The organism is Bradyrhizobium sp. SMVTL-02, assembly GCF_051853005.1.
Taxonomy (GTDB): domain Bacteria; phylum Pseudomonadota; class Alphaproteobacteria; order Rhizobiales; family Xanthobacteraceae; genus Bradyrhizobium.
Genome location: NZ_CP182469.1, coordinates 4047164 through 4068361 on the forward strand (window position 1 = coordinate 4047164; position 21198 = coordinate 4068361).

Below are 21198 nucleotides of genomic sequence, written 5' to 3' on the forward strand. Positions count from 1 at the left end.
AGGATAACGACATGAAGAAGATCATCGTGGCAGCATCGCTCGTGGTCTTGCTCGGCGGCACGGCGGTTGCACAAACCGGCGGCTCCAAGGGATCGACACCAAGCGGCGCATCCTCCGGATCGGTGTTGCCGGCGCCCGTCGGTCATCGCCAGCCGCGCGCCAGCGATGTGCCGAACGAGAAGAACCTGAGCGATCCGAACAATCCCGTGAACAAGGAAGACGCCCTGCTCGACAAGAAGATCAAGAGCATCTGCCGCGGCTGCTGATCACGACAGGGGGCAGGGGCGCGAACAGCATCGCCCCGCCCGCATTGCCTTCGCCTCAGGCCGACCGCTCGTGCAACCCTGCGCGCTGGGTATTGCGGCGGATTTCGACCGCGTCGGCGAGCTGCTCGAGCACGGTTGCCGTGGTCGCCCAATCGATACAGCCATCCGTGATGCTCTGGCCGTAGGTGAGCGGCTTGCCCAGCACCACGTCCTGGCGGCCGGCCACGAGATTGCTCTCGATCATCACGCCCATGAGGCGGTTCTCGCCGCCCGAGATCTGGGCGGCGATGTCCGCCGTCACCAGCGGCTGGTTCTCCGGCTTCTTGTTCGAATTGGCATGGCTCGCATCCACCATGACGAGCGGCGCGACGCCGGATTTCGCCAGCTCGTTGCAGGCCGCCGCGACGCTTGCCGCGTCAAAGTTCGGCTTGCTGCCGCCGCGCAGGATGATGTGGCAGTCCTCGTTGCCGGCGGTCGAGGCGATCGCCGAGCGGCCGAGCTTGGTCACCGCCATGAAATGGTGCGGATGCGCGGCCGACTTCACGGCGTCTGCCGCGATCCGCACGTTGCCGTCGGTGCCGTTCTTGAAGCCGACCGGGCAGGACAGGCCGGAGGCCAGCTCGCGGTGGATCTGGCTCTCGGTCGTGCGCGCGCCGATGGCGGCCCAGGACACGAGGTCGGCGATGTATTGCGGCGTTGTCATGTCCAGGAATTCGGTGCCGGCCGGCAGGCCGAGATTGTTCACGGCCGCCAGCACGTTGCGCGCCAGCCGCAGGCCCTTGTTGATGTCGAAGCTGCCGTCGAGATCGGGATCGTTGATCAGGCCTTTCCAGCCGACGGTGGTGCGCGGCTTCTCGAAATAGACCCGCATCACGATCTCGAGCTGGTCGGCGAGGTCCTCGCGCAGCTTTGCAAGGCGCTCGGCGTAGTCGAGCGCGGCCCTGGGATCGTGCACCGAGCAGGGGCCGACCACGACCAGCAGGCGGTCGTCCTGGCCGGTGAGGATGGCATGGATGGCGTTGCGCGCCGCCATGACCACACGGGTCGCCGTGAGCGTGCGCGGGACTTCCCGCATCACCTCATCGGGCGTGCTCAGCTCTTTCAGTTCGCGGATACGAAGATCGTCGGTCGTGCTCAGCACGGCGGGCTCCTGTCGGTTTAGAACCTGCCGGCCAATAAAAAAGCCGCCAGGTCTGGCGGCTGTTCGGACGTTTGCTTCAATATTCAGATTGAGCGCGATCCTCCTGCCGCCAGCAAGCTGTCGTAGCTAAAGTACCAAAAATAGCTGGTGGCGACGGTGATCATGGCAGGCGATATAGCGTGCCGTCGGCACCTTGTCACCCCCCAAAACGGCACCGGGCGCGACTGAGCGTCTCAGGTGTTGCTGTTGCGCGCCGCCAGCGACACGCCGATCAGGGTGGCGCCGCCGAACAGCAGGTTGATACCGACGAGGACGCCGATCGCCCATTCCGCCGAGCTCGGCAGACCCGTGATGACCATGAAGGCGATCGCGATGTCGACGAGCCCCGAGATCAGGAGCCACGACCAGCGGCCGCTGAGCTCGCGGCGGTGCTCGAGCGCGTACATGATGGTGGCGACGCCCTCGGCGAGGAAATAGGCGCCGAGCACGATGGTCAGCGTCAGCACGGCCTGCATCGGCCGGGCCAGCAGCAGCAGGCCGGCGAAGCAGGCGACTGCGGCCGAGATCAGCGACCACCAGAAACCCGGCGTGCTGCGCGCCCAATAAGTCACGATCAAGCCGCCGATGCCGCTGATCAAAAATACCCAGCCGAGGAAGATCGCGGTCGCAAGGCTGGCGAGCGGCGGCACGATCAGCGCGGCAATGCCGAGCACGGCGAGCAGGATGCCTTCGAACAGGAAAGCCCTCCAATGCGCTTTCACCGCCTGGCTCATCGCGGATTGCAGCCGTGAAAAATCCTCGGGCGATGTCATGGTGCTCCCCAAATTGGCCGCCGATGCGTCCAATCTACCCGGTGCGCAGCGCGCTCGCCAACCCGTGCGTCAGCCGCCCCCGTGCGCAGACGAAAAACCTTCACCACTGGTACGAACGCGGTTACGGCCGAGAATGTAGATCGCGATCGTGACGGTCAGAAGTGCGAGACCGAGCAGGATCGAGACGAAGCCGATCGGGATCAGCGCCAGCGTGAGATTACGCTCGGGGTTGATGAGCCAGTGATGGATCGAGGTCAGCACGAAAGCGAGGCCGAGAAAGCCGACGCCGCCACCGGCGAGCAACAGCGCCCACATCCGCCGCAATTGGCTGAGCCGCTCCCGCGCGACGTCGGTGCGGGGCGCGTGGTGGCGCGCGACGCGCCGGACCAGGCGGATGGCGAACGCGATCGAGCTGAAGCCGATCAGGAGGCTCGCGCCGCCCAGCCACATCCGGATCGTCGGATCGAGATCGGGCATGCGCTGAAGCGTCAGCAGCGGGAAGTCGAAGGCCGAATGCAGCGCAAGCGGGCCGGCGAAGATCAAGAGGCGGCTGGACAGGCGGGCCCAGTCGCGATGGTGGCGGTTCGCGCCGAGCGCCGTGCCGGCCCGCGCGATCGTCAGGTAAGCGCCGGCGATGATGCCGAGCGCGCCGTGGAACGGCACCGTCAGCACGCTGCGAAGTGCGGCCAGCGACCGCCACATCTCGGCATGCTGGACGAGATAAGCGAGGTTCTCGTAGGCGGCGAAGCCGAGGCCGACCGCGGCGCCGTAGACCACGGTGTCCATCGGATTGGCGAAGGTGCGCCGCTTGGTCGAGGAGACCAGCACGATGGCAATTACCTTCACGGCTTCTTCCGGCAGCGCGACCCCGAACACCGAATGCATGGCCAGCGCGGCCCAGGGGTTGTCGGGGGCCGCAACCATCTTGGCGAAGGGGGCTCGGGCAAGGCCCAGCAGCGAAATGCTGGCCGCACCTAACAGGAACGCGGTCCAGACCTGGGCCGGCGGCCCCGGACGTTCCTCGGCGGCAATGACGAGCCAGAGCATCAGCAGCGCCGGGGCGATGGCGGCAGTTCCGATGACGGTGGGTAACGCTTCAATCAGGTACATCGGCGCCGAAAATAGGTTCCCTTGGTCCGCTTAGCTACTTCTACCGATGCGACCATGTGTCATGTGCTGGCTGTCGCCTCGCTTAACGAGCGGGACAGCCAACCTTCATAAGGACCGCCATCTCCAGAATACGAGCGCAATCAATTGCATGACAAAGCCGCTTCGTCATCAATAGCATATAGCGGCGCCTTGCGGCCCGGTGCGAATTGGCAAGTCAGATCAAGGGAGTGCGCAGGTTTTTTCGATTCACGATGGATATTATTGTCCCAAGACCGATGGCCCGCCCGGCGAGCGCACGGCCCGCCTAGTCACGCTCCGTCTTGCTGCCGCGCGGCGGTGATGCGATCCGGCGGGCCCTTACCTGCTCCAGCTCCCAGAAGGCGCGCACGAGGCACGTGCCGAGGCAGAACACATGAGCAGCAGCAGGAAGGCCTGGTCGACGGCTGGGATGTGCATCATTGCCCAGATTAAGCAACGCGCATGCCAAGCGTTCCCGCGTGAGCTGCGCTGCGTGCAGGCGGCCTTTCGCTCAGCGCTGGTCCCTGCCTTCAGTGCGTGGTGAACGGCGGTGGCGCTTCGGGGGCGATGTCGAAGGCGCCGAGATGGAATTCCTCGCCGACAAACACGTCCCGCTCGGCAGGGTGCGCGAGCAGCGTGAAGGCGGCGTTGGGATATTGCTTCCAGATGTCGAGATCGTCGGCGGTGATGGTGAGCCAGCCGAACGTGTACATGTAGCGGCCGGGCTCGGTAACCCGGCCGACCCTGTCCCAAGTGATCTTGTTGACTGGCATCCGGTCCCCCGATCGCAAGTCCGCAAAAGACGTCCGGCATGCGGCGCGGACCGTCAAAAGCTGATCCCGCAATGGGGCCGCGATAGGGCGGCGATGCGGAGGCGAGACGGCCGCAACGCGGCCGCCGCCTGCCGGTCAGCGCGCCGTCGAGGCCGCCTGTGCTTCGGCCTGCTCCAGCTGCCGGTGCGAGGCGTGGAAGACGTCGTGGACGAGGCCGATCTTTTCCAGGCCCAGGATGATCAGGCCGTTGAGATCGATCTCCCACCAGGCGTGCGAGATGTAGGCGTCCCGCGGAAAGCGGTGATGGTTGTTGTGCAGACCCTCGCCGAAGGTGAGGATCGTGGTCACGAACTCGTTGGTCGAGGCGTCGTCGACCTCGAAGCGGCGATAGCCGTAGGCGTGGCAGACCGAGCCGGTGAGCTGGCTGGTGAGGATCAGCAGATAGGCGCGCAGCAGGCCGGAGAACAGCACGCAGCCGATCATGCTGTGCACGCCGCCGAAGGTGTAGCCGACAATGCCGGGGATGAAGACAGCCGACATCCCGTACCAGACCCAGCGGGTGCGCACGAAGAACATCGCGATGGGATCGGCGAGGATGTCCTTGGCGTAGTACTCGTTGTCGGTGGTTGCCTGGTCGAACACCCAGCTGCCCTGGGCATGCAGGAAGCCCTTCAGCGCGCTGGCATAGCGATTGCCGAAGCCGTCGAATTGCGAGCTGTGGGGATCGCCGACATCATCGGCATAGAGATGGTGACGGCGGTGGTTGGCGACCCATTTGGCAATCGAGCCCTGCACCGCCATCTGCGCAATCGCGCAGAAGAAGACGCGCATGATCGGGCCGGTGCGGAAGCTGCGGTGGACGAACAGGCGATGCATGCCGGCGCCGATGCCGAACGTCGTAAGCGCGAACATCCAGGCGAACGTAAACAGTTCCACCTTGCCGACGCCCTGCGTGACGGCCCAGATGATGCCCGCGACGGCGCCAACATAGAGGATGCCGAGCAGAAGATAGCTCTCGCGCAGCTTGGCCCGGACCAGCGGGCCTTCGATGACGACGCCGGGTGGAAGCTGTGGCTTGGCGGCAGTAACGGTGGATTTCGCGATTTCAGCCGGGGCGGACTCGGCGATGGACATTCCGGGCGTTCCAATACTTGAGGCCCGCACTGATTGCGGACGTACTGGGAAACACCCTAGCGCGCAGGGGGGGCCGCCTCCAGCATTTAGTTAAGAAAGAGTTAAGATCGACCCGGCCGGTGTCAGGCCGACTGCGCCAGGGACGAGCGAACGATCAGGCGGACGAGGTCGTCGCGCGACCAGTAAACGCGCGGGGCCGCAGAGATGTTCTCACAACCTCGTCATTACCAAGCGCAGTCGGAAGCAGCGGACGGCAACTATTCGACCAGCGCCACGCCAGGCCGAGCGCGATCAGGGGCGGGGAGGTTCATGGTGAGGGGCGGTAAATATCGCCGTCTCGCGCGTGGCGCTCCCTAGCGGAATCGAACCGCTCTCTCCACCGTGAAAGGGGCTAAACGGCGTCTTTAGGCGTCGACGGCCGGTTCTCGTCCTGTTGAAAACACAAGCGGATTGTATGCTCGGCGATACCACCGTCCATTGACGTCTATCCACATTTATTGGACATATGTTGGACATCGGCGGCTTCCCACCTTCCCAAGGTGACATCATGGCCCGCACAATTCGTGACACATCCCTCGAGAGCAGAACCGCCCGCAGCCGGCTTAAGCCACGTGGCAAGCCTTACTTCCGCGCGCTTGAGCCGGGACTGCATCTTGGCTACCGCAAGAGCATCAGCGGGGCCGGGAAGTGGGTTGCGCGCCACTATGTCGGGACCCAGCGGTATGAACTCGAGACGCTGGCCACAGCAGATGATTTTTCGGATGCCGATGGGGTCGCGGTGCTCAGCTTCGTCCAAGCTCAAACCTTGGCGCGATCCAGAATGGTCGCTCGAGCCCATGCTGCCGTTGGTAAGACGGCTCCGATTACCGTCGCTGATGCTGTGTCCGCATATCTCGAGTTCCTCGAAAACAACCGCAAGTCGGCCAGCTTTAGTCGCTATGCTGCCAACGCCTTCATCCTTCCCCAGCTCGGCGCCCTCGAGGTCCAAGCCCTTACTGCCGATCGGCTCCGACATTGGCATGTGGGACTCACCAGGGCCGCGGCGCGCGTAAGGACCAAAAAAGGTCAAGAGCAGAGGTTTAGACTCAGCGCCGACACCGAGGAACACAGGCGCCGACGCCGATCGACCGCGAATAGGATATTGACGGTCCTCAAGGCCGCACTCAATCGCGTTTGGCGCGAGGGTAGGGTGCCAGCTGACGCGGCGTGGCGCCGTGTCGAGCCATTCGAAGGCGTCGAAAGCGCCCGCGTCCGCTATCTCTCGTTAGCCGAAGCCCAGCGCCTCTTGAACGCCTGCGGCACGGCTTTCCGCCGGCTTGTCCGGGGCGCGCTTGAAACCGGTGCCCGCTATGGCGAGCTGAGTCGCCTCACTGTTGCTGATTTCAACCCGGATAGCGGCACGATTGCCATCCTGCAGTCGAAAGGCGGCAAGCCGCGGCATGTCGTACTGACTGCTGAAGGGGTCGAGTTCTTCAGATCGATCACGGCCGGCCGCGCGGGGACCGAGATCCTGTTTCACAAGGATAACGATACGGCCTGGGATCGATCACACCAGAAGGAGCCGATGAAGCTCGCAAATGAGCGCGCCAGGATTGAGCCGCCGATTACCTTCCACGGCCTTCGCCACAGTTGGGCATCGCACGCTATAATGAACGGTGTGCCGCTGATCGTTGTCGCCAAGAATCTTGGGCACAGCGACACCCGCATGGTAGAGCGACACTACGGCCACCTCGCGCCGTCCTACGTCGCGGACGCGATCCGAGCAGGCGCGCCGCGGTTCGGTGACGGAGAGAGCAACGTTAGGTCGCTGCGGTGAAAGCGCTCCCGAAGAGAAGAGACAAAGGAATGCTTTACGAATGCGCGCACTTCCGCATCAGACAGGATCACGTTTCGTTGCTCTTGTGCGTCTAGCAAACCGCAAGACCATGCGCTCATATGGCGTGCGGCCAGCTCCGACGCTCGCGCATAGACAACTTCAGAGGCGATTGATCGGGAAGATGCCATCTTGGCAAGCGGGCCATTGCGCCATTTCTGCAGCTCATTCGATGTGAGCAGGGCGACGGGCTTTGCAAGCAATATTGACGTGAGATGCAAGCGCGGCCATTGAGCCTTGTAGGGATTGGCGCTGCGTGACCTTCAGATCGGCTTCAGAGGCGGTGGTCGTCTGCACTGATGGGTCCATTGTCCAAATGATCGCCGCGCGCCAGCGGCGCGCCCGAAAAAACGTCAGAACCTCTTTACAGCTGGCTTTTGCGACATCTTCGGCATGCCCAATGCGCTTGGTCCAATAGGCCCCGGGACCATTGCTTTCCTTGACCACTCATGTGCCTTCGTGCGCTTACGTCGACAGGCAGGGAGAGCCCGCGCGCCAGGGCTGCACCCGGATAGGGCTTCCGACGAACTTGCAATTTCAACGAGCGCTTCGGCTTTCAAGAGCGCTCTGGCGGACTTTGCATGCCGTGAGTAGAGCCGAGCTGCGGCATCAGCGACTTCGCAAACGAGGCTTTGGCTGAGGCGTCTGCGGCCAACGCTTCAAGCAGAATGACTTCGAGTTCAAGGGATCCTTCGAGGGTCATCACGGCATCTGGCGTCAGGTTCATTGGGGGATGCCACAGGAGCCGGCGCACCTCGGTTCGCGCCTGAAGACATGGGGAATGTTGTGCCCATAACTCCAGGTACTTAACGCCTGTCTCTCACAATACACTTGAAGACATGAGCGCCCTCTGCTATGCTGGCGATATTCCTGGGGGCATCGCCCCGCCCGTGCGGAGAAGGGATGCGCACATTAAGAAAGGGCGGAGCGTTCGCATGTCCACTGATCCTCAAATGTTTAGCGTAGAGCAATTCTGCGAGAGCCATGGCATCTCGAGAGCATTCTACTACAAGCTTCGCAAGCAGAAGCGCGGGCCGGCCGAGATAAAACTCGGAAGCCGAACGATGATTTCGGCGGAAGCTGCTGCTGCTTGGCGCCGGCGAATGGAAACGGAATCCTCGGCGGCGTGAGTTGACGGTAACGCAAAACGGCCCGCTTAACGTGGGGCGGGCCGCTTCGGTAATTTCTGAGTTTGGCAACCTTGAAATTATCGAAGCTACGAACGTCAGTAAACCCCATCGGCACGAGGATGTGACGGCTTCTCGGCCGGGCGGTGTGGTGCGCCCGTTGCTGGACATTGTCAGAATGGAGCGCCGCTCCGCCAATGGCGTGGCACGGGGCGTCAGCGAACGGGTGGAGGTGCTGGCGATCGGCGCCGCCGTCCTCCTCAGACCGACCAAAAGCCCCTCACTACACCTTCAGCAGGTTGGTCGCTCGCCGAGTCCAGTGTCGGAAAACGATCAACCCAACATACCGGACCGCACCGGCAATGTGCTGCGGCATGGTCTGGCGGGGGAGCCGTGCTGGATAGCACCAAGAACAATCAGTCAGATCATCAGGTCCCGCGGCGCATCGCGCGCAGTGCCGTTACCACGCCTGTTCCTCACTGCAGCAATTCCAGCACGCCTCCGCCTTTTGCTGGCGGCATGTACACCTGGATCAAACTCATCGGTGAACTTGGGCTGTGCGAGCTGTTGCCCGCAGTACGTCGAGGTTTTTGCCAGGGCTGGCATCGCCGAACCTGCGCGGATGATCGTGTTGGTCCGCAATTTTAGACTGGGATGGGCTTGGTATACGGCTCGCGTGCTCGAGGAGAGGGGGCCTCAATGAGCGATATCGTGGTGCAGCCCGCCGATGTTGCCCGCACAGTCGCCGACGAAGCGAAGCGGAACGACAAGATCATTACCCAGGACGGAATCGCCGCGATCTTTGCGGCCCGATATGCCGATCGACTTCGATACTGCCACAGCTCCCGCGCCTGGTATCACTTCGACGGGGCGCGCTGGCGCCGCGACGAAACAAACAGGGCATTCGAGTTTGTGCGCCTGATTGCGCGGGAGCTAAGCGAGGGCAAGGAGCATCGAGAGCTTAAGGAGTTCAGGAAGACCGCCTTTGCATCCGGCGTAGAGAAATTCGCGCAGAACGATCCAATTTTAGCGGTCACCGCGGAGAATTGGGATCGCGATCCCTTTCTGCTCGGCACGCCGGCGGGCACCGTCGATCTCCGCACCGGCGTGTTGCGGACGGCGGATCCACGTGACGCCATCACAAAATCGACCGCTGTGAGCCCAAGCGAGCACATTGACTGCCCAATCTGGCTGGCGTTTCTCCGTCAGGCCACTGCTGACGATCCAGCCATGGTGCGCTTCCTGCAGCAGTGGGCCGGCTATTCTCTCACCGGCGACACTCGCGAGCATGCACTCTTGTTCCTTCATGGACCCGGCGGCAATGGAAAGTCCGTCTTTCTCAACACCATCAACGGGATCATGCGTGATTACGCGATCCCAGCGCCAACCGAAACGTTTACGGTTGCGATCGGTGACCGGCATCCGACAGAGGTCGCGGCGCTCTGCGGCGCGCGCCTGGTGGCTGCTTCCGAAACCGAGCACTCGCGCACCTGGGCGGAGACTAGGATTAAGCAGCTAACGGGCGGCGATGAAGTCTCAGCGCGCTTCATGCGCGGTGATTTCTTCCGCTTTCGACCGACTTTCAAGCTTATAGTTGTCGGAAACCACGCTCCGCGACTCGGAACGGTCGACGCGGCAATTCGGCGGCGCTTTAATGTTGTGCCGTTCACGCATCGACCCGAAAAGCCGGACCTTTCGCTCGAGGAGAAGCTGCGGGACGAGTGGCCGCAGATCCTGCGCTGGATGATCACCGGTTGCCTCGACTGGCTGCGCAACGGGCTGCAGCGGCCACAGCGCGTGCTTGCCGCCACCGAGGATTATTTCTCCGACCAAGACCTGTTAGGCCAATGGCTGGCCTCCTGCTGCGACCTGGACCCTCGAAATGATCGAATGCGGGAAACATCAGGTGATCTGTATGAGGCATGGAAGGTTTTCGCAATGCAAGCCGGCGAACGGCCGGAGAGCCAGAAGGCGTTTGTCACGAATCTTGAAAAGTCAGTTGAACGGTACCGGGACAAGCATGGCCGTGGATTCAAAGGGATCCGGCTGAAGCGCTCCACGTGACGGGTGACGCATGGTGACGCATTTCCTATTTTCCGCGTGTATGCGCGCGCTCACGAAAAAATCAGGAAAACGCGTCATCACACGTCACCCCGTCATCAGAAAGAGGGGCGCGCACTAAAGCGCGCCCCTCGAACACGCCTGCGGAGAGAAAAGAAACGAGTGAATCGTCTACTCTGAACGAGAGCGAGCTTGTGCTCGGTTCTGACCATTTTGCCGCTCTTAGCCAATGCAAGGTGGAGAGATAGACACCGTTGGACGCTTGTGGACGTTGAGTTGGAATGACTTATTTAACTTCGGCTGGCATCTTGTCCAATAGGTGTCCAATATCTGGCGTGGGCAAGCTCCGAGCAAGTGGGCGGAAAAGATGACAGAAGCAGCGCACATTCCAGCTTTCCGCAAGCCGAACGCGACACGTCAGGCGAGACGCCTGCGCTATATCGCCGAGGGCCTGCGCGCCGACCTCGGGCACATGCCAAACACCGGCGAAGCCGCGCTGATCGACCAGGTCGCGGCGCTGATCGTGCAGCGCGAGAGCCTGTCGGCCGCGCAGATGCGCGGCGAGTCGATCGATGCCGCACAAATCGTCAAAATCAGTGGCGTCGTGGCGCGGTGCCTGAGCGCGCTACGCGTGAAGGCCACCAACCGGCCGCAAGTGCCGCCGCTCTCTATGCGGGAGCGCATTCTCCGTGATCGGGCGGCTCCATGAGCGCTACGCCGACCTCGCTAGAGTTCTTCAGCCGGCTGAGCTGGCTCGACGGGCGGCCGTTGCTGACCACGTTGGAGTCGTATCGTCGCAAATTATTCGCCCGTGCACTCGACGAATACCGACCCGACGGCAGCCCGGCGATCAATCTCGTGTTGAGCGGTCGGGCCAAGAAGAACTTTAAATCCACCGATCTGGTCCTAGCCGCCCTGTATTGCTTGCTCAATCGCGAGAGTGTCCAGGGCAGTAACGGGTTCATTCTGGCAAACGACGAGGATCAGGCCGGCGACGATCTGTCGCTTGCCAAGAAGCTGGTGGCGGTTAATTTCGAACTGACCGAGCTGCTGGATATTCGACAGAAGGAAATCATCCGCCGTGACGGCCTGGGTTCCCTTCAGATCCTCCCTGCGCGCGATGCGGTCGGCGCACACGGCAAGACGGCTGCATTCGTCGGCTTCGACGAAATTCACGGCTACCGAACCTATGACTTACTTGAGGCGCTAGCGCCTGATCCCACACGCGACGCGCTGACATGGATTACGAGTTACGACACGATCTTCAACTCGCCGGGCGTGCCGTTGGTCGACTACAAGAGGCTTGGACAGAGCGGTTCGGATCCGCGGATGCTCTTCAGTTGGTACAGCGGCGGTCTGTGCACTGATCCTGAGTTCGCCGATCTGCCGCCCGAGCAGCGTGCCAATCCCAGCATCGCGTCATGGCCTGATGGTGTGGGGTACCTGGAACAGCAGCGCCGCCGTTTGCCGACTCACAAGTTTCGCCGCCTGCATCTCAACATGCCCGGCGCGCCCAACGGCGCCTTCCTTGATCAAGGGGCCGTCATGGCCGCCATCGTTGCGGGGCGGCACACGCTGTCACCGCAAGAAGGTTTGCTCTATTTCGGGTTCGTCGATATGTCCGGCGGTTCCGGTGACGATGCGGTGGTCGCGGTTGGTCACGAGGAGGACGGCATTGCCGTAATCGACATCGTCCAGAAGCAGGCGGGCGAGCCGCCATTCAATCCACGCCAGGCGGTCGAGCGCTTTGTCGCCACGCTGAAATCCTATCGAGTCTCAGCAGTTTGGGGCGACGACTACGCAGGCGAAACATTCAAACAGGATTTTGAGAAGCTCGGCATCAGCTTCCGGTCATATCGACGGACCAAGACAGAAATTTACGAGGCTTTCGAACCCGCACTCAACGCCGGAGAAGTTGAGTTACCTGATCTGCCGAAATTGCAGGAACAACTTTTAACTCTGGTCATGCGCGGAGCCCGTATTGACCACGAACCAAATGGGCATGATGACTTTGCGAACGCCGCGGCTGGCGTCGTCTGCGTGATTAGGGACGGCCGTTCGAAGATCGCGAATGATGATGTCGGCGGCATAAGCTTGGTTGACGCCGGCGAATACGCGAAAAAGTTTCACACTATCTGGATTGGCTGGGACCACCCGCGCGGAGGATGGTAACTGATCGAACCACGCGGCTGCGGAACGGGGCTCCTCCAAACCGATACGCAAGAGCTTTGTTTTCTGGTACTTTTCCGAGATATCGTTGCCAATTCGCATAATAGCTACGGTCGTTACCTACGCTTTCGACGGCAGTCATACGGATGGTGGCCCGATGGGTGATTTTGCCGGCGCAGACGCCATCGCAGCCGATGGTGTTCCAAAGAGAGAGTTATTCCGACAGACTTCGTCACACTGGCCTCACCCAGCGCCGATGTAGTCATTCGGACTGCTGGCTGCGCGTAGTCCGATTTTCCACCAACATCTATGAGGACGTTCTTCACCTCATCGGCCTGGGTGCCATCTTAGGTCGGATCGCGGATAGCTTCCCAGGCGAAGACGAAAATCGACTGTTCTATACGCTCGGGACGAAAATCGTTGAGCACGCCAAGGCCATCGAGGGTCGGCTGTCCACTGTCGAGAAATCTCAATCCGCGGCGGCCGCCTGATCTGCGGCGGCGCCGACAGCAAGAGCCCGCCGGTGCACGCTGGCGGGCTTTTTCCTATTGAGGGGCGGACAGGGTGCGCCGTCGCCTACGACGCCGGGTTCGCTCGCGAGCCTTCACCAACGCACGCACCGCGACTCGCAGTTTTGATCGGCCACTCGCCATTGGAGACCCCTCCATATCTCTTCCCCGGCCAGCGCCATCCTCTGTCCATAGGTTGATTCCGGCCAGTGCACGGCGGCCACATCGGCTGACTTTTTGTGCATGGTGCCGAATCGCGCAGCTGTACATGCGAGCTACGCGACCGGCGACAAGCGAGGCAAGGAGCGCGTTCCGGCCGGCGGGCTCTTCTTGATGACCTCGCCATAGGCTGGTTAACTGGGCTCGTTTCAAATCTTGTGGAGACTCTTAACGTGGCTATCGGAATTGTAAAATGGTTTAATGCAACCAAAGGCTATGGATTCATCCAACCGGAAGATGGCGGTAAGGACGTATTTGTTCATATTTCTGCAGTGGAGAAAGCTGGGTACACGGGCCTCGCCGAGGGCGCGAAGGTCAGCTTCGAGGTTGTGGCGGACCGCCGCAGCGGCAAGTCCTCTGCGGAGAACCTACGCATCGGGTAAGTCCGCACGATCAAAACAAAGAGCCCGCCCTAGTGGCGGGCTTTTCATTCAGACCCCGCAAAACACGGATCAGGCTTTCGTATCCCCATGAGTTCGTAAACCTCCCGAGCTCTGATCGTCCCCGGCCCTGACCCAAGGCGCCATTAATCCTAACCAGCAAGCTTAATCGGCGCGTTTTCTTGCGAGGTTCTGTGGCCGCGCGCTACCGTCGTCTTGTCGACGGGTGATCCATGAGCGATAGAACGAAAAAGACGAAGGCCGAGTTGCTCGAGATGCTGGCTGAGGCGGTCCGCAATACGCAGCCTCAGCCGTTGCCAATCGCCACACACCCCGATCCAATCCGCGAAGCGCAACCCAAACTGAAGCGCAAAACGAGATCCACGTCGAAGCGCACGACCAAGACTCAAAATGCTCGGGCATCTGCACGCAAGAAGCGGCGTCGATAGAATCCCGCGCCGCCGGGCTCTTTCAATCTTCCCCCGTCAATTCCTTCCATCGTCCGATATCGGCGGGGCCCTCATGTCGCAATCATGTCGCACGGAGTTACCGCGCATGTTCGTAACTTATTGAAACAATAGAGGAACGTTGCGACATACTGCGACATGAAATCGTGGCAGCAAAATCGCATTGATTTTATTGGCGATCCCGGCAGGACTCGAACCTGCAACCCGCGGAGTAGAAAGAGGTGAGTTCTGGCCTAAATTGCCAAGCCGCGCCAAGGCCTTAGGCGGCCTCGCCGCCGCGCTCAGGTGATTTGTCCGGTGAACGCGGCGCGGGCGGAAGCCCGTCGCCAGCGCGACCGAAGTCGCCCTTGCGATCCTCGGCGCGTCTCAGCGACGCCGGCGGCTCGTCCAAGGGATAGCGGCTCTCACATTCCCACGCCGTCGTCGGGCAGCCGTTGTGGCACTCCGGCCGGTCGCACCATTGCACGAGGCGCTCGCCGGTCCGCAGCGCGGCCTCGTGGTGCGCTCGATCGGCTTGCGGGCTGTCGGACATCGGCTGGCTCCTAGGAGGCGCGTCAGCGCGGCGGAGAGGTGGCTTCGGTAGTTCTTCGTTCGGTAAGGCGTCCGGGTCCGCGAGAGGGTCAAGTTGTCAATGGCCAACTTGATCGCAACCGATTTCCTTATACCCAAGTGCTGCTGCAACTTCGTTCCTCAGCGGCATCAATGCGCGGCAGATATCGTAGGCGCAGCCATCGAAGAATTTATAAATTGCTCCGACTCCTCCGATGGTGACCCATTTGTTCAGCGCGTATTCGATCCGCGATGCTCGATCCGCATCCAGGTGACTGCCACCCATTTTGTTCGCCAAAAATGTGATTACGGCCCGTGGTCTAAAGGAGATTTGGGCAAGGATCAGACGGTCATCCAGGTCTAAGTATTTTTGTAGCGTATAGGGCCGATATGCGATGCCCGGTGGGTGTGATTCCTCCGTGATAGAGGGGAAAAACCGCGCTACATCGAAGGGAATATTTTGCTCTGCTTCCTCGTCACCGTAAGCGTCAGCCACGAGAACGATGATCTGACTGCTGCGACGCTTCTGAACGTGGAAGGCCAACCTGTTGCCGGGGCCATCGAGGGTCAAAATGCGAAGCGTGTGAGCCATTCGCAAGCGAGTAAACGGATGTAGAGGTTGTCGATCACAGCAAGATAGTAGGTCATCGACATGCCAGACGAAGAGATGATCAAGGTAATCGTCGCCTTCCAAATCCAGTAAGTGTTGCGTTGTCATCTTTTCGCCCTCAGCCGAGCCGCTCGATTCGCTGCTCGGCAATCCCTTTTTGCCATGTCGCCGGACCCTTGCGCATCCGTGTGTTACCGGGTCCCCGTTCCCATTTTGCGCAATGCGGGCAGCCGCCCGGCGTGCGCGTTGCTTGCGCGCGCCGCTGTGCGCCGTCCGGCGCCATTCTGGCTCGGCGGTGAGCCGCGGGGGTCACTGGCGACCTCGGCCGCTTGGCCACAGGATGATGGCGCCGATGACGATCGGAGCCAGTCCAAAACCCAGTGCCACCCAGAACATGGGCTCTTGGAGGATGTAGAGGATTGCGAGCATGCGTAAGCATAGCGGCACCTAAACACGCCGTCAGTGTGGGTTTGCTCCGTGATAATACGGGCGGGGGGCGCCGATCATTACTGGTCGAACCAGACGGTCTAGACTGATGCCGATCTGACAAATCGATTCGAAAATGGCGAAGTCTTCAAAACTTGTCGTCGCAAAGAAGGGCCGCGTCCTCCTGGTCAGACGACGACGCGACAAGCTCTGGATGTTTCCGGGCGGCCGCAAGCGTGCAGGTGAGAGTGAAAGGAAGTGCCTCCGCCGAGAGATCAAGGAAGAACTGCCGAAGCTCAAGCTGGGCCCGGTGAAGCTCTGGAAGGAAGTGAAGGCAAAGAATCGGCGGTCCGGTCGCAAGATGAGTGACGCAATCTTCTTAGCTAAGGACGCGGCGGGTCCCCTGAAGATCGGCGACAAGAAGGAGATTGATAAGGCGGTCTGGTGCAAGCCACGAGGAATCAGGCTAACGCCGACCTCGCGATACATTCGAGACAAGTTGTTTCCGAAGTGAAGGCGTGCTGAGGGGATGTCCCGATCGCTGTTGAACTAGGTCGGGCCGACGTTGCCGGAATGAATGTTACGCGGCCCTCGTGCCGTGGGCAACGGGGTTGATCGTCATGCGATTGTGGCGAGCTTGAAGAGCCGCACGCAGAACCGACAATTGCTTATGCGCCTTCAATCGTCGGAAGCCCTTGTTGGCCTCGATCATGCCGGCCGCGACCCATCGCAAGGCCATACCGGCATCCCGCCAGCGTTTGACGTTGCGCGTGACACGGCGAATGGTGCCCATCATGTTCTCGGCGATGTTGGTACAGGCGAGCGATCGACGAAGCTCCTTCGGCAACTTCAACCGGACGACAGTCAGGATTTCATCGAGGCCTTCGAGGATGCTCGCCGCTACGCCGGGCCATTGCTGGTCGAGTCGACGCGCGAGATTGCGGATCAGTTTTTCAGCCTTGTCGGCGTCATCGAGCTCCCAGGCCTGGCGCAGCACCCGACGGGTGGCCGCATGATGCTCTTTCGGCAGGCGTTCCATGATGTTGCGCGCCTTGTGGATCTGGCAGCGCTGGATCGCAGCGGCCGAACCGAAGGTGCGGCGGATCGCCTTCGACAACGCCTTCGCGCCGTCGGCGATGAACAGTCTTGGCGCCGTCGGGTCGAGCCCGCGCGAGACCAGGTTGTCCAGCAGGGCCTGAACCGTTGCGGCATTCTCGGTCGCCCCTTCCACCAGCGCCAGCGGATGCTTGTTGCCTTCGCCGTCAACCCCGATCGCGGCGACCAGCACGAGATCCTCGCCGAGATGCAGTCCGTCGATTTGGACCACCAGAAGGTCGAGCGCGGACAGATCGGCAGCCATGAAGTCGGCCAGCCGCGCCGCCGACAGCGCTACGAACCTCCGCGAGGCCGCCGACTTCGAAACCCCCGATCCGGGCGGTGCCGGCACGTCTCCCTCGGGCAGCCGGACAGCGCGGCCGAACCGGCGCGTCGACACATTGATCAGCATCAGGTTCATCGCCCAGCGACCGAGCCAGTCCTCCTGCGCTGCTGTTTCCCAGCTCGGGATGGTGACCTCGCGGCCGTCCACGCCCCGGACCCGCGGGCGCTCGACCTCGATCTTGCCGCCGTGGAAGCCGATCCGTCCGCGCGTTCGGCCCCAACGGTGCGCCCGCCGCGCCGCATCGCGACCGTGGCGCGGCCCGCAGGCCGCCGTGACATCCGCCTCCATCATCGTGCCGAGCGCCTCGACCCCCGCCGCAAGGCAGAACCGATCAAAGCTCGCCCGCACTTCTGTAAACGCTTCGTCCACAGCCCCAGTCGCCGGCCAGCCAGCCGGTGTGATATCTCTCGTCATGGCGTTGCTCTCCTTTGTGGAATCAGCACCCCGAGCCTACCGGCTCAAGGTGGGCAACGCCGACCTCTTCAGAAATTCAACAGAACCCGGGACATCCCCCGTGCTGACCGCTACGCCACTTAATCGTCTCGGCGCGGCGGCTTTCGTGGCGTCCGATCTGCTCGCGGAAAAAACCCCGCCTCCAAGAAAAGGCGGGGTTTAAGTTAGAGGGAGGTACTCGCTGGCCAGCGCGTACCCCCACGCCAACGCTACCATAAGAAGGGGGCGCATCATAGGAAGTTTGACCGCGAAAACCTGTGGGCGCTTCCCGCTCGGGCCCGCGATCCTAATCGCCGGTGGGAGTAATGCGAAACTCAACAACCTCTGGCAAACCGCGCAAATGGCTGGCAAGTCGTTCGGCATTGAGCCTGTCGCGGCTCTTAATCGTCATCCGGTACTCGAATTGCTCGCCGCCTTCGCTTAGACGGGATGAAAGGTTCGCGATGGTAAACCCGTGATCGCCGATCAGCTTGTGGATCTCGCTTTCGCCCATAACTTTGTCGCGGGCGAAGCGCAGCATGTGATGGGCGTAGAACTCACTCGGCAGTCGAGCCTCGACGACTCTGAATAACGCGAGCACCATCAGGGTCGCAGCGGCACCAACGAACGCGGCAAACCAGAATCCAATGCCAACCAGAATGCCAATAGCTGCCGTGACCCAGATGGACGCGGCGGTCGTTAGGCCCCTGACGGTCAGCCCCTCCTTGAAGATGACGCCAGCCCCTAAAAAGCCGATGCCGGTCATAATTCCCTGCGCCATGCGGGTTGGGTCAGTCCGGATGGCGTCATGTTCAAGCAAGGTCATCCACTGGTGCTGATAAACCGTGACGATCATCAGGATCGCTGAGGCAATGCAGACGAGCGAATGAGTTCTAAAACCCGCCGGGCGTCCATGAAAGGTACGCTCAAACCCGATCATAGCGCCGATTGCGAGTGCACCCGCAACTCTAACAATAATCACCAATTCATCGTGGCCCATGGCTCACCAGCTCCGTGACGCGGTCCTCGCAAAGCGTTCTACCCGGCAGATTCCTCAGGAAATTTTGGAAGCGGCGGCAGAAATTGCCGATTCTTCCGATGTCGTTTGGCCCGAGCAAACAGGTCTAGAATCTCTCGTGCGAAAGGTTCTGTGTCTTGGATCGGCTCATTGTAGACCTCCCGTATCTTCATGAAGAGCAGGATAAAGCACGCCAGCTCTTGGCTCAGTGCGTCCAGGTGGTCTGCCAGGATATTAAGTGCCTCTGCCGTTAGGAGAACTTGGACGAGCCTCCCTCTGCTTTCTACGACTTCGCCATAACCAAGCGCCGGGTCTTGTATCCGTGCATGAATGATGGCGTCTCTGTACTTCTTAAATTGGCTGAAACCGGCTTCGCCGAGGCCCTCCGCGAGGAAGAGTCGCATGTCCTCGGGCATGCCCATTCCGGCCGCCGCAATCTTTACAATCTCGATCTTGCCATCCAATCCATTTATTCTGCTTGTAACGGCATGGTAGACGTCAACAGTGAGCCCGAGCGCGGGTGCCAGCATCCTGTTGATCGCTGATTCCGCGTAGTTGTAATTGAGTACTACAGATCCGATGGCCGCCAATTGCTCCGTAGAGACGTCTTGCTTGACGCTTCTAAATTCAGCGGTGGCGGGCTTCTGCGGATGCGGTCTTTTCATCGGGTTATCCAATGGCCAGAGGATGCATCGAGGCGCGCCTTATCGCGCGCAAGCGGATCGCGGTGGGGGCAAAGCGGGGTCCTGGCATCGGCTTGGTTTCTCCCGTCTCTCAAGCTGATTCGCAATTTTGCCAAATCTGCCTATCTGAAACCTCATGGCAAGAGCGTTCGAGTTTGCAATCCCGGTGCCCGCCAAGGCGGTTCCGGATGGCCCCGACTGGATTCACGAGATCAAGTTCGACGGGTTTCGGCTGCGCGTGGAGCGCGCCGGGGAGGCGGTGCGGCTGTTCTCCCGCAATGGCGCCGACTGGACCGGCCGCTATCCCCGGATCGTCGAGACCGCGCGCAAACTGAAGGCGAGCCAGTTCATTCTCGACGGCGAGGCGGTCGTGCTCGACCTGCGCGGCTATAGCGATTTCGATGCGCTCCTCTCGCGCCGCTATGATGCCGACGTCCAGCTCTACGCCTTCGATCTCCTGGCGCTCGGGGGCGACGACTTGTCCCGCCTGCCGCTGTCGATGCGCAAGACCAATCTGCAGCGCCTGGTCGGCCGGCGCCTCGAGGACATCCAGCTCGCACCGTTCGAGGTGGGCGAGATTGGGCCGGATCTGTACCGCCAGACCTGCAAGCATGGGCTGGAGGGCATCGTCTCCAAGCAGCTCGACCGGGCCTATAAAATGGGGCGCTGCGCGCATTGGCAGAAATCCAAAAATCCGAACCATCCGGCCTATCGCCGGGTCAGGGACCAGTTCTAGCCCGTCGTCGCGGATGTTCATCGTCTTGAAGGCTTTCGCCAGCGCCTCCGGGCTGGTGCGCGCCTTCAGCGCCAGCCAGGCCGACTTGAATCCTCCGTGAGATGCCAGAGCGCGATGTCCCTCTCCGACAGGCTGGCGTAGAAGCGCTCCCAAGCCTCCCGGAATGCGACCTTGGCGGCTTCCAGGCTCTCCGCGCCACCAGCGGACCAAGCTGGCGTTGGCAGTGGGACTGTAATCGTCCAGGCCCAGACCGTGCCTTTGACGATGTGGTCTTGGGTGAGCCTGATGCGGCCGATCGGCCGGCCCTCGCGCATCAGCGTGTAGTCGCCCTCGGCGGTATCGCCGCCGATGAGGGTGGGGCGGAGAGAGAGGGGGTGCGGTTCGCCTTCTGCCATGGCCTATCCTAGGGTCTGTACCTAATTAGCGAACTCTGATTCCCTCGCAGCGGGTTGATTCCACGCGGGGGACTTCGATGCGCAAAGGACTGTTCTGGCTCAACGACAAGCAATGGGCTCTGATAGAGCCGCATCTGCCAACGAACCAGACCGGACCGGTGCGCGATGACGATCGACGCGTCATCAGCGGTATCATTCACATGCTTCAGTGCGGCGCACGCTGGCGCGATTGCCCGCCCGACTATGGTCCGTACACGACGATCTACAATCGTTTCAATCGCTGGGCCAAGCGCGGACATTGGCGGGCGATCTTTGAAGCGCTCGCCCGCTGCGGCAAAGACGGCGTGACTTTGTCCATCGACTCCACCACGATCAAAGCGCATCGCTCGGCGAGCGGCGGAAAAGGGGGGAGCATGAACAAGCGATCGGCCGCTCGCGCGGCGGGCGGACCACGAAAATCCACGCGCTGAGCGACCCTGACTGCAGACCTTGCGCATTTCATCTCACTCCAGGCCAGGACGCTGATATTGCCGCAGCGCCAGCCCTTTTGGAACTCGCGCCACCCATGTCTGCCCTCATTGGCGACAAAGGGTACGACGGCGACGGCTTTCGAGCCGAAATCGTCGATCGTGGTGCCAAGCCCGTCATTCCAAACAAATCCAACAGGGTCACTCTCCACAGCTTCAGCAAACGCGCCTACAAGGGGCGCAACGTTATCGAGCGCTGTTTCTGCCGCCTCAAGGATTTCAGGCGTGTCGCAACTCGCTACGACAAACTAGCCAGGAACTTCTTGGCTGCCGTCCATCTCGCCGCCATCGTTGCCTATTGGATCAATTGAGTCCGAGCCCT

Annotated in this window: 23 protein-coding genes and 1 pseudogene; 11 read left to right on the forward strand and 13 right to left on the reverse strand. The window is 61.4% G+C overall.

The window, feature by feature from the left end:
- Positions 1–11 precede the first annotated feature (11 nt).
- On the forward strand, positions 12–266 hold the full coding sequence (locus tag ACNJYB_RS18985; RefSeq protein WP_439375319.1) for a hypothetical protein: 255 nt from the start codon (positions 12–14) through the stop codon (positions 264–266).
- 55 nt (positions 267–321) lie between these two features.
- On the opposite strand, the gene ACNJYB_RS18990 is transcribed toward ACNJYB_RS18985, so the two are convergent.
- The 5 genes from ACNJYB_RS18990 to ACNJYB_RS19010 all read right to left on the reverse strand — a co-directional run bounded on the left by ACNJYB_RS18990 (position 322) and on the right by ACNJYB_RS19010 (position 5254).
- Positions 322–1407, reverse strand: coding sequence for a 3-deoxy-7-phosphoheptulonate synthase (locus ACNJYB_RS18990; protein WP_439375320.1), 1086 nt, complete (start codon positions 1405–1407; stop codon positions 322–324).
- Between the two features lie 233 nt (positions 1408–1640).
- The gene (locus ACNJYB_RS18995; RefSeq protein ID WP_439375321.1) at positions 1641–2219 is read right to left on the reverse strand and encodes an HdeD family acid-resistance protein; all 579 of its coding nucleotides are present in this window, start codon (positions 2217–2219) and stop codon (positions 1641–1643) included.
- Between the two features lie 69 nt (positions 2220–2288).
- Complete coding sequence (locus ACNJYB_RS19000; RefSeq protein WP_439375322.1) at positions 2289–3329, reverse strand: PrsW family glutamic-type intramembrane protease; 1041 nt, start codon at positions 3327–3329, stop codon at positions 2289–2291.
- 548 nt (positions 3330–3877) lie between these two features.
- Positions 3878–4120, reverse strand: coding sequence for a hypothetical protein (locus ACNJYB_RS19005; RefSeq protein ID WP_439375323.1), 243 nt, complete (start codon positions 4118–4120; stop codon positions 3878–3880).
- A gap of 135 nt (positions 4121–4255) precedes the next feature.
- On the reverse strand, positions 4256–5254 hold the full coding sequence (locus ACNJYB_RS19010; RefSeq protein ID WP_439375324.1) for an acyl-CoA desaturase: 999 nt from the start codon (positions 5252–5254) through the stop codon (positions 4256–4258).
- A gap of 547 nt (positions 5255–5801) precedes the next feature.
- Here ACNJYB_RS19010 and ACNJYB_RS19015 point away from each other — a divergent pair.
- The gene (locus ACNJYB_RS19015) at positions 5802–7070 is read left to right on the forward strand and encodes a tyrosine-type recombinase/integrase (RefSeq protein WP_439375325.1); all 1269 of its coding nucleotides are present in this window, start codon (positions 5802–5804) and stop codon (positions 7068–7070) included.
- Positions 7071–7292: 222 nt separating this feature from the next.
- Here the strand turns inward: ACNJYB_RS19015 and ACNJYB_RS19020 are convergent, their stop codons facing one another.
- Together ACNJYB_RS19020 and ACNJYB_RS19025 are read right to left on the reverse strand one after the other, a co-directional pair.
- On the reverse strand, positions 7293–7574 hold the full coding sequence (locus ACNJYB_RS19020; protein ID WP_439375326.1) for a hypothetical protein: 282 nt from the start codon (positions 7572–7574) through the stop codon (positions 7293–7295).
- 109 nt (positions 7575–7683) lie between these two features.
- Entirely contained in the window at positions 7684–7854 is a 171-nt protein-coding gene (locus ACNJYB_RS19025) for a hypothetical protein (protein WP_439375327.1), read from the reverse strand.
- Between the two features lie 208 nt (positions 7855–8062).
- Here ACNJYB_RS19025 and ACNJYB_RS19030 point away from each other — a divergent pair, with 208 nt between their 5' ends.
- The 6 genes from ACNJYB_RS19030 (at position 8063) to ACNJYB_RS19055 (ending at position 13595) form a co-directional block, all read left to right on the forward strand.
- Positions 8063–8257, forward strand: a complete 195-nt coding sequence (locus ACNJYB_RS19030) for a hypothetical protein (protein ID WP_439375328.1) — start codon at positions 8063–8065, stop codon at positions 8255–8257.
- 696 nt (positions 8258–8953) lie between these two features.
- Entirely contained in the window at positions 8954–10318 is a 1365-nt protein-coding gene (locus ACNJYB_RS19035; protein ID WP_439375329.1) for a phage/plasmid primase, P4 family, read from the forward strand.
- Between the two features lie 364 nt (positions 10319–10682).
- Positions 10683–11024: a hypothetical protein gene (locus ACNJYB_RS19040; RefSeq protein WP_439375331.1), complete on the forward strand. Its 342-nt coding sequence runs from the start codon at positions 10683–10685 to the stop codon at positions 11022–11024.
- Positions 11021–12487, forward strand: coding sequence for a hypothetical protein (locus ACNJYB_RS19045; RefSeq protein WP_439375332.1), 1467 nt, complete (start codon positions 11021–11023; stop codon positions 12485–12487). Before ACNJYB_RS19040 ends, ACNJYB_RS19045 begins: the two co-directional genes overlap by 4 nt.
- 143 nt (positions 12488–12630) lie before the next feature.
- A complete protein-coding gene (locus ACNJYB_RS19050; protein WP_439375333.1) occupies positions 12631–12975 on the forward strand; it encodes a hypothetical protein in 345 nt (114 codons plus the stop codon).
- A gap of 410 nt (positions 12976–13385) precedes the next feature.
- On the forward strand, positions 13386–13595 hold the full coding sequence (locus ACNJYB_RS19055; RefSeq protein ID WP_439375334.1) for a cold-shock protein: 210 nt from the start codon (positions 13386–13388) through the stop codon (positions 13593–13595).
- A gap of 723 nt (positions 13596–14318) precedes the next feature.
- Here ACNJYB_RS19055 and ACNJYB_RS19060 read toward each other — a convergent pair.
- Positions 14319–14591: a hypothetical protein gene (locus tag ACNJYB_RS19060; protein WP_439375335.1), complete on the reverse strand. Its 273-nt coding sequence runs from the start codon at positions 14589–14591 to the stop codon at positions 14319–14321.
- Between the two features lie 96 nt (positions 14592–14687).
- A complete protein-coding gene (locus ACNJYB_RS19065) occupies positions 14688–15326 on the reverse strand; it encodes a hypothetical protein (RefSeq protein ID WP_439375336.1) in 639 nt (212 codons plus the stop codon).
- A 454-nt stretch (positions 15327–15780) separates the two neighbouring features.
- On the opposite strand from ACNJYB_RS19065, the gene ACNJYB_RS19070 reads away from it, so the two are divergent.
- Positions 15781–16158, forward strand: coding sequence for an NUDIX hydrolase (locus ACNJYB_RS19070; RefSeq protein ID WP_439375337.1), 378 nt, complete (start codon positions 15781–15783; stop codon positions 16156–16158).
- Between the two features lie 66 nt (positions 16159–16224).
- On the opposite strand, the gene ACNJYB_RS19075 is transcribed toward ACNJYB_RS19070, so the two are convergent.
- The 3 genes from ACNJYB_RS19075 to ACNJYB_RS19085 form a co-directional block, all read right to left on the reverse strand.
- Complete coding sequence (locus ACNJYB_RS19075; RefSeq protein WP_439375338.1) at positions 16225–17499, reverse strand: IS256 family transposase; 1275 nt, start codon at positions 17497–17499, stop codon at positions 16225–16227.
- A 325-nt stretch (positions 17500–17824) separates the two neighbouring features.
- A complete protein-coding gene (locus ACNJYB_RS19080) occupies positions 17825–18517 on the reverse strand; it encodes an MgtC/SapB family protein (RefSeq protein WP_439375339.1) in 693 nt (230 codons plus the stop codon).
- Between the two features lie 38 nt (positions 18518–18555).
- A complete protein-coding gene (locus tag ACNJYB_RS19085; protein ID WP_439375340.1) occupies positions 18556–19200 on the reverse strand; it encodes a hypothetical protein in 645 nt (214 codons plus the stop codon).
- 154 nt (positions 19201–19354) lie between these two features.
- Here ACNJYB_RS19085 and ACNJYB_RS19090 point away from each other — a divergent pair, with 154 nt between their 5' ends.
- Entirely contained in the window at positions 19355–19954 is a 600-nt protein-coding gene (locus ACNJYB_RS19090) for an ATP-dependent DNA ligase (protein ID WP_439375341.1), read from the forward strand.
- Between the two features lie 65 nt (positions 19955–20019).
- Here the strand turns inward: ACNJYB_RS19090 and ACNJYB_RS19095 are convergent, their stop codons facing one another.
- Positions 20020–20349 (reverse strand): hypothetical protein, encoded by a 330-nt coding sequence (locus ACNJYB_RS19095; protein ID WP_439375342.1) that lies wholly within the window; start codon positions 20347–20349, stop codon positions 20020–20022.
- Positions 20350–20426: 77 nt separating this feature from the next.
- On the opposite strand from ACNJYB_RS19095, the pseudogene ACNJYB_RS19100 reads away from it, so the two are divergent.
- A pseudogene (locus ACNJYB_RS19100) lies at positions 20427–21187 on the forward strand (IS5 family transposase).
- Positions 21188–21198 lie beyond the last annotated feature (11 nt).

Excerpts from the sequence above, each read along its gene's own strand:
- ACNJYB_RS18985 (WP_439375319.1), top strand. The coding sequence starts at position 12 with ATGAAGAAGATCATCGTGGCAGCATCGCTCGTGGTCTTGCTCGGCGGC.
- ACNJYB_RS18995 (WP_439375321.1), bottom strand. The coding sequence starts at position 2,219 with ATGACATCGCCCGAGGATTTTTCACGGCTGCAATCCGCGATGAGCCAG.
- ACNJYB_RS19000 (WP_439375322.1), bottom strand. The coding sequence starts at position 3,329 with ATGTACCTGATTGAAGCGTTACCCACCGTCATCGGAACTGCCGCCATC.
- ACNJYB_RS19005 (WP_439375323.1), bottom strand. The coding sequence starts at position 4,120 with ATGCCAGTCAACAAGATCACTTGGGACAGGGTCGGCCGGGTTACCGAG.
- ACNJYB_RS19010 (WP_439375324.1), bottom strand. The coding sequence starts at position 5,254 with ATGTCCATCGCCGAGTCCGCCCCGGCTGAAATCGCGAAATCCACCGTT.
- ACNJYB_RS19015 (WP_439375325.1), top strand. The coding sequence starts at position 5,802 with ATGGCCCGCACAATTCGTGACACATCCCTCGAGAGCAGAACCGCCCGC.
- ACNJYB_RS19025 (WP_439375327.1), bottom strand. The coding sequence starts at position 7,854 with ATGAACCTGACGCCAGATGCCGTGATGACCCTCGAAGGATCCCTTGAA.
- ACNJYB_RS19030 (WP_439375328.1), top strand. The coding sequence starts at position 8,063 with ATGTCCACTGATCCTCAAATGTTTAGCGTAGAGCAATTCTGCGAGAGC.
- ACNJYB_RS19035 (WP_439375329.1), top strand. The coding sequence starts at position 8,954 with ATGAGCGATATCGTGGTGCAGCCCGCCGATGTTGCCCGCACAGTCGCC.
- ACNJYB_RS19040 (WP_439375331.1), top strand. The coding sequence starts at position 10,683 with ATGACAGAAGCAGCGCACATTCCAGCTTTCCGCAAGCCGAACGCGACA.
- ACNJYB_RS19045 (WP_439375332.1), top strand. The coding sequence starts at position 11,021 with ATGAGCGCTACGCCGACCTCGCTAGAGTTCTTCAGCCGGCTGAGCTGG.
- ACNJYB_RS19050 (WP_439375333.1), top strand. The coding sequence starts at position 12,631 with ATGGTGGCCCGATGGGTGATTTTGCCGGCGCAGACGCCATCGCAGCCG.
- ACNJYB_RS19060 (WP_439375335.1), bottom strand. The coding sequence starts at position 14,591 with ATGTCCGACAGCCCGCAAGCCGATCGAGCGCACCACGAGGCCGCGCTG.
- ACNJYB_RS19065 (WP_439375336.1), bottom strand. The coding sequence starts at position 15,326 with ATGACAACGCAACACTTACTGGATTTGGAAGGCGACGATTACCTTGAT.
- ACNJYB_RS19070 (WP_439375337.1), top strand. The coding sequence starts at position 15,781 with ATGGCGAAGTCTTCAAAACTTGTCGTCGCAAAGAAGGGCCGCGTCCTC.
- ACNJYB_RS19075 (WP_439375338.1), bottom strand. The coding sequence starts at position 17,499 with ATGACGAGAGATATCACACCGGCTGGCTGGCCGGCGACTGGGGCTGTG.
- ACNJYB_RS19080 (WP_439375339.1), bottom strand. The coding sequence starts at position 18,517 with ATGGGCCACGATGAATTGGTGATTATTGTTAGAGTTGCGGGTGCACTC.
- ACNJYB_RS19085 (WP_439375340.1), bottom strand. The coding sequence starts at position 19,200 with ATGAAAAGACCGCATCCGCAGAAGCCCGCCACCGCTGAATTTAGAAGC.
- ACNJYB_RS19090 (WP_439375341.1), top strand. The coding sequence starts at position 19,355 with ATGGCAAGAGCGTTCGAGTTTGCAATCCCGGTGCCCGCCAAGGCGGTT.
- ACNJYB_RS19095 (WP_439375342.1), bottom strand. The coding sequence starts at position 20,349 with ATGGCAGAAGGCGAACCGCACCCCCTCTCTCTCCGCCCCACCCTCATC.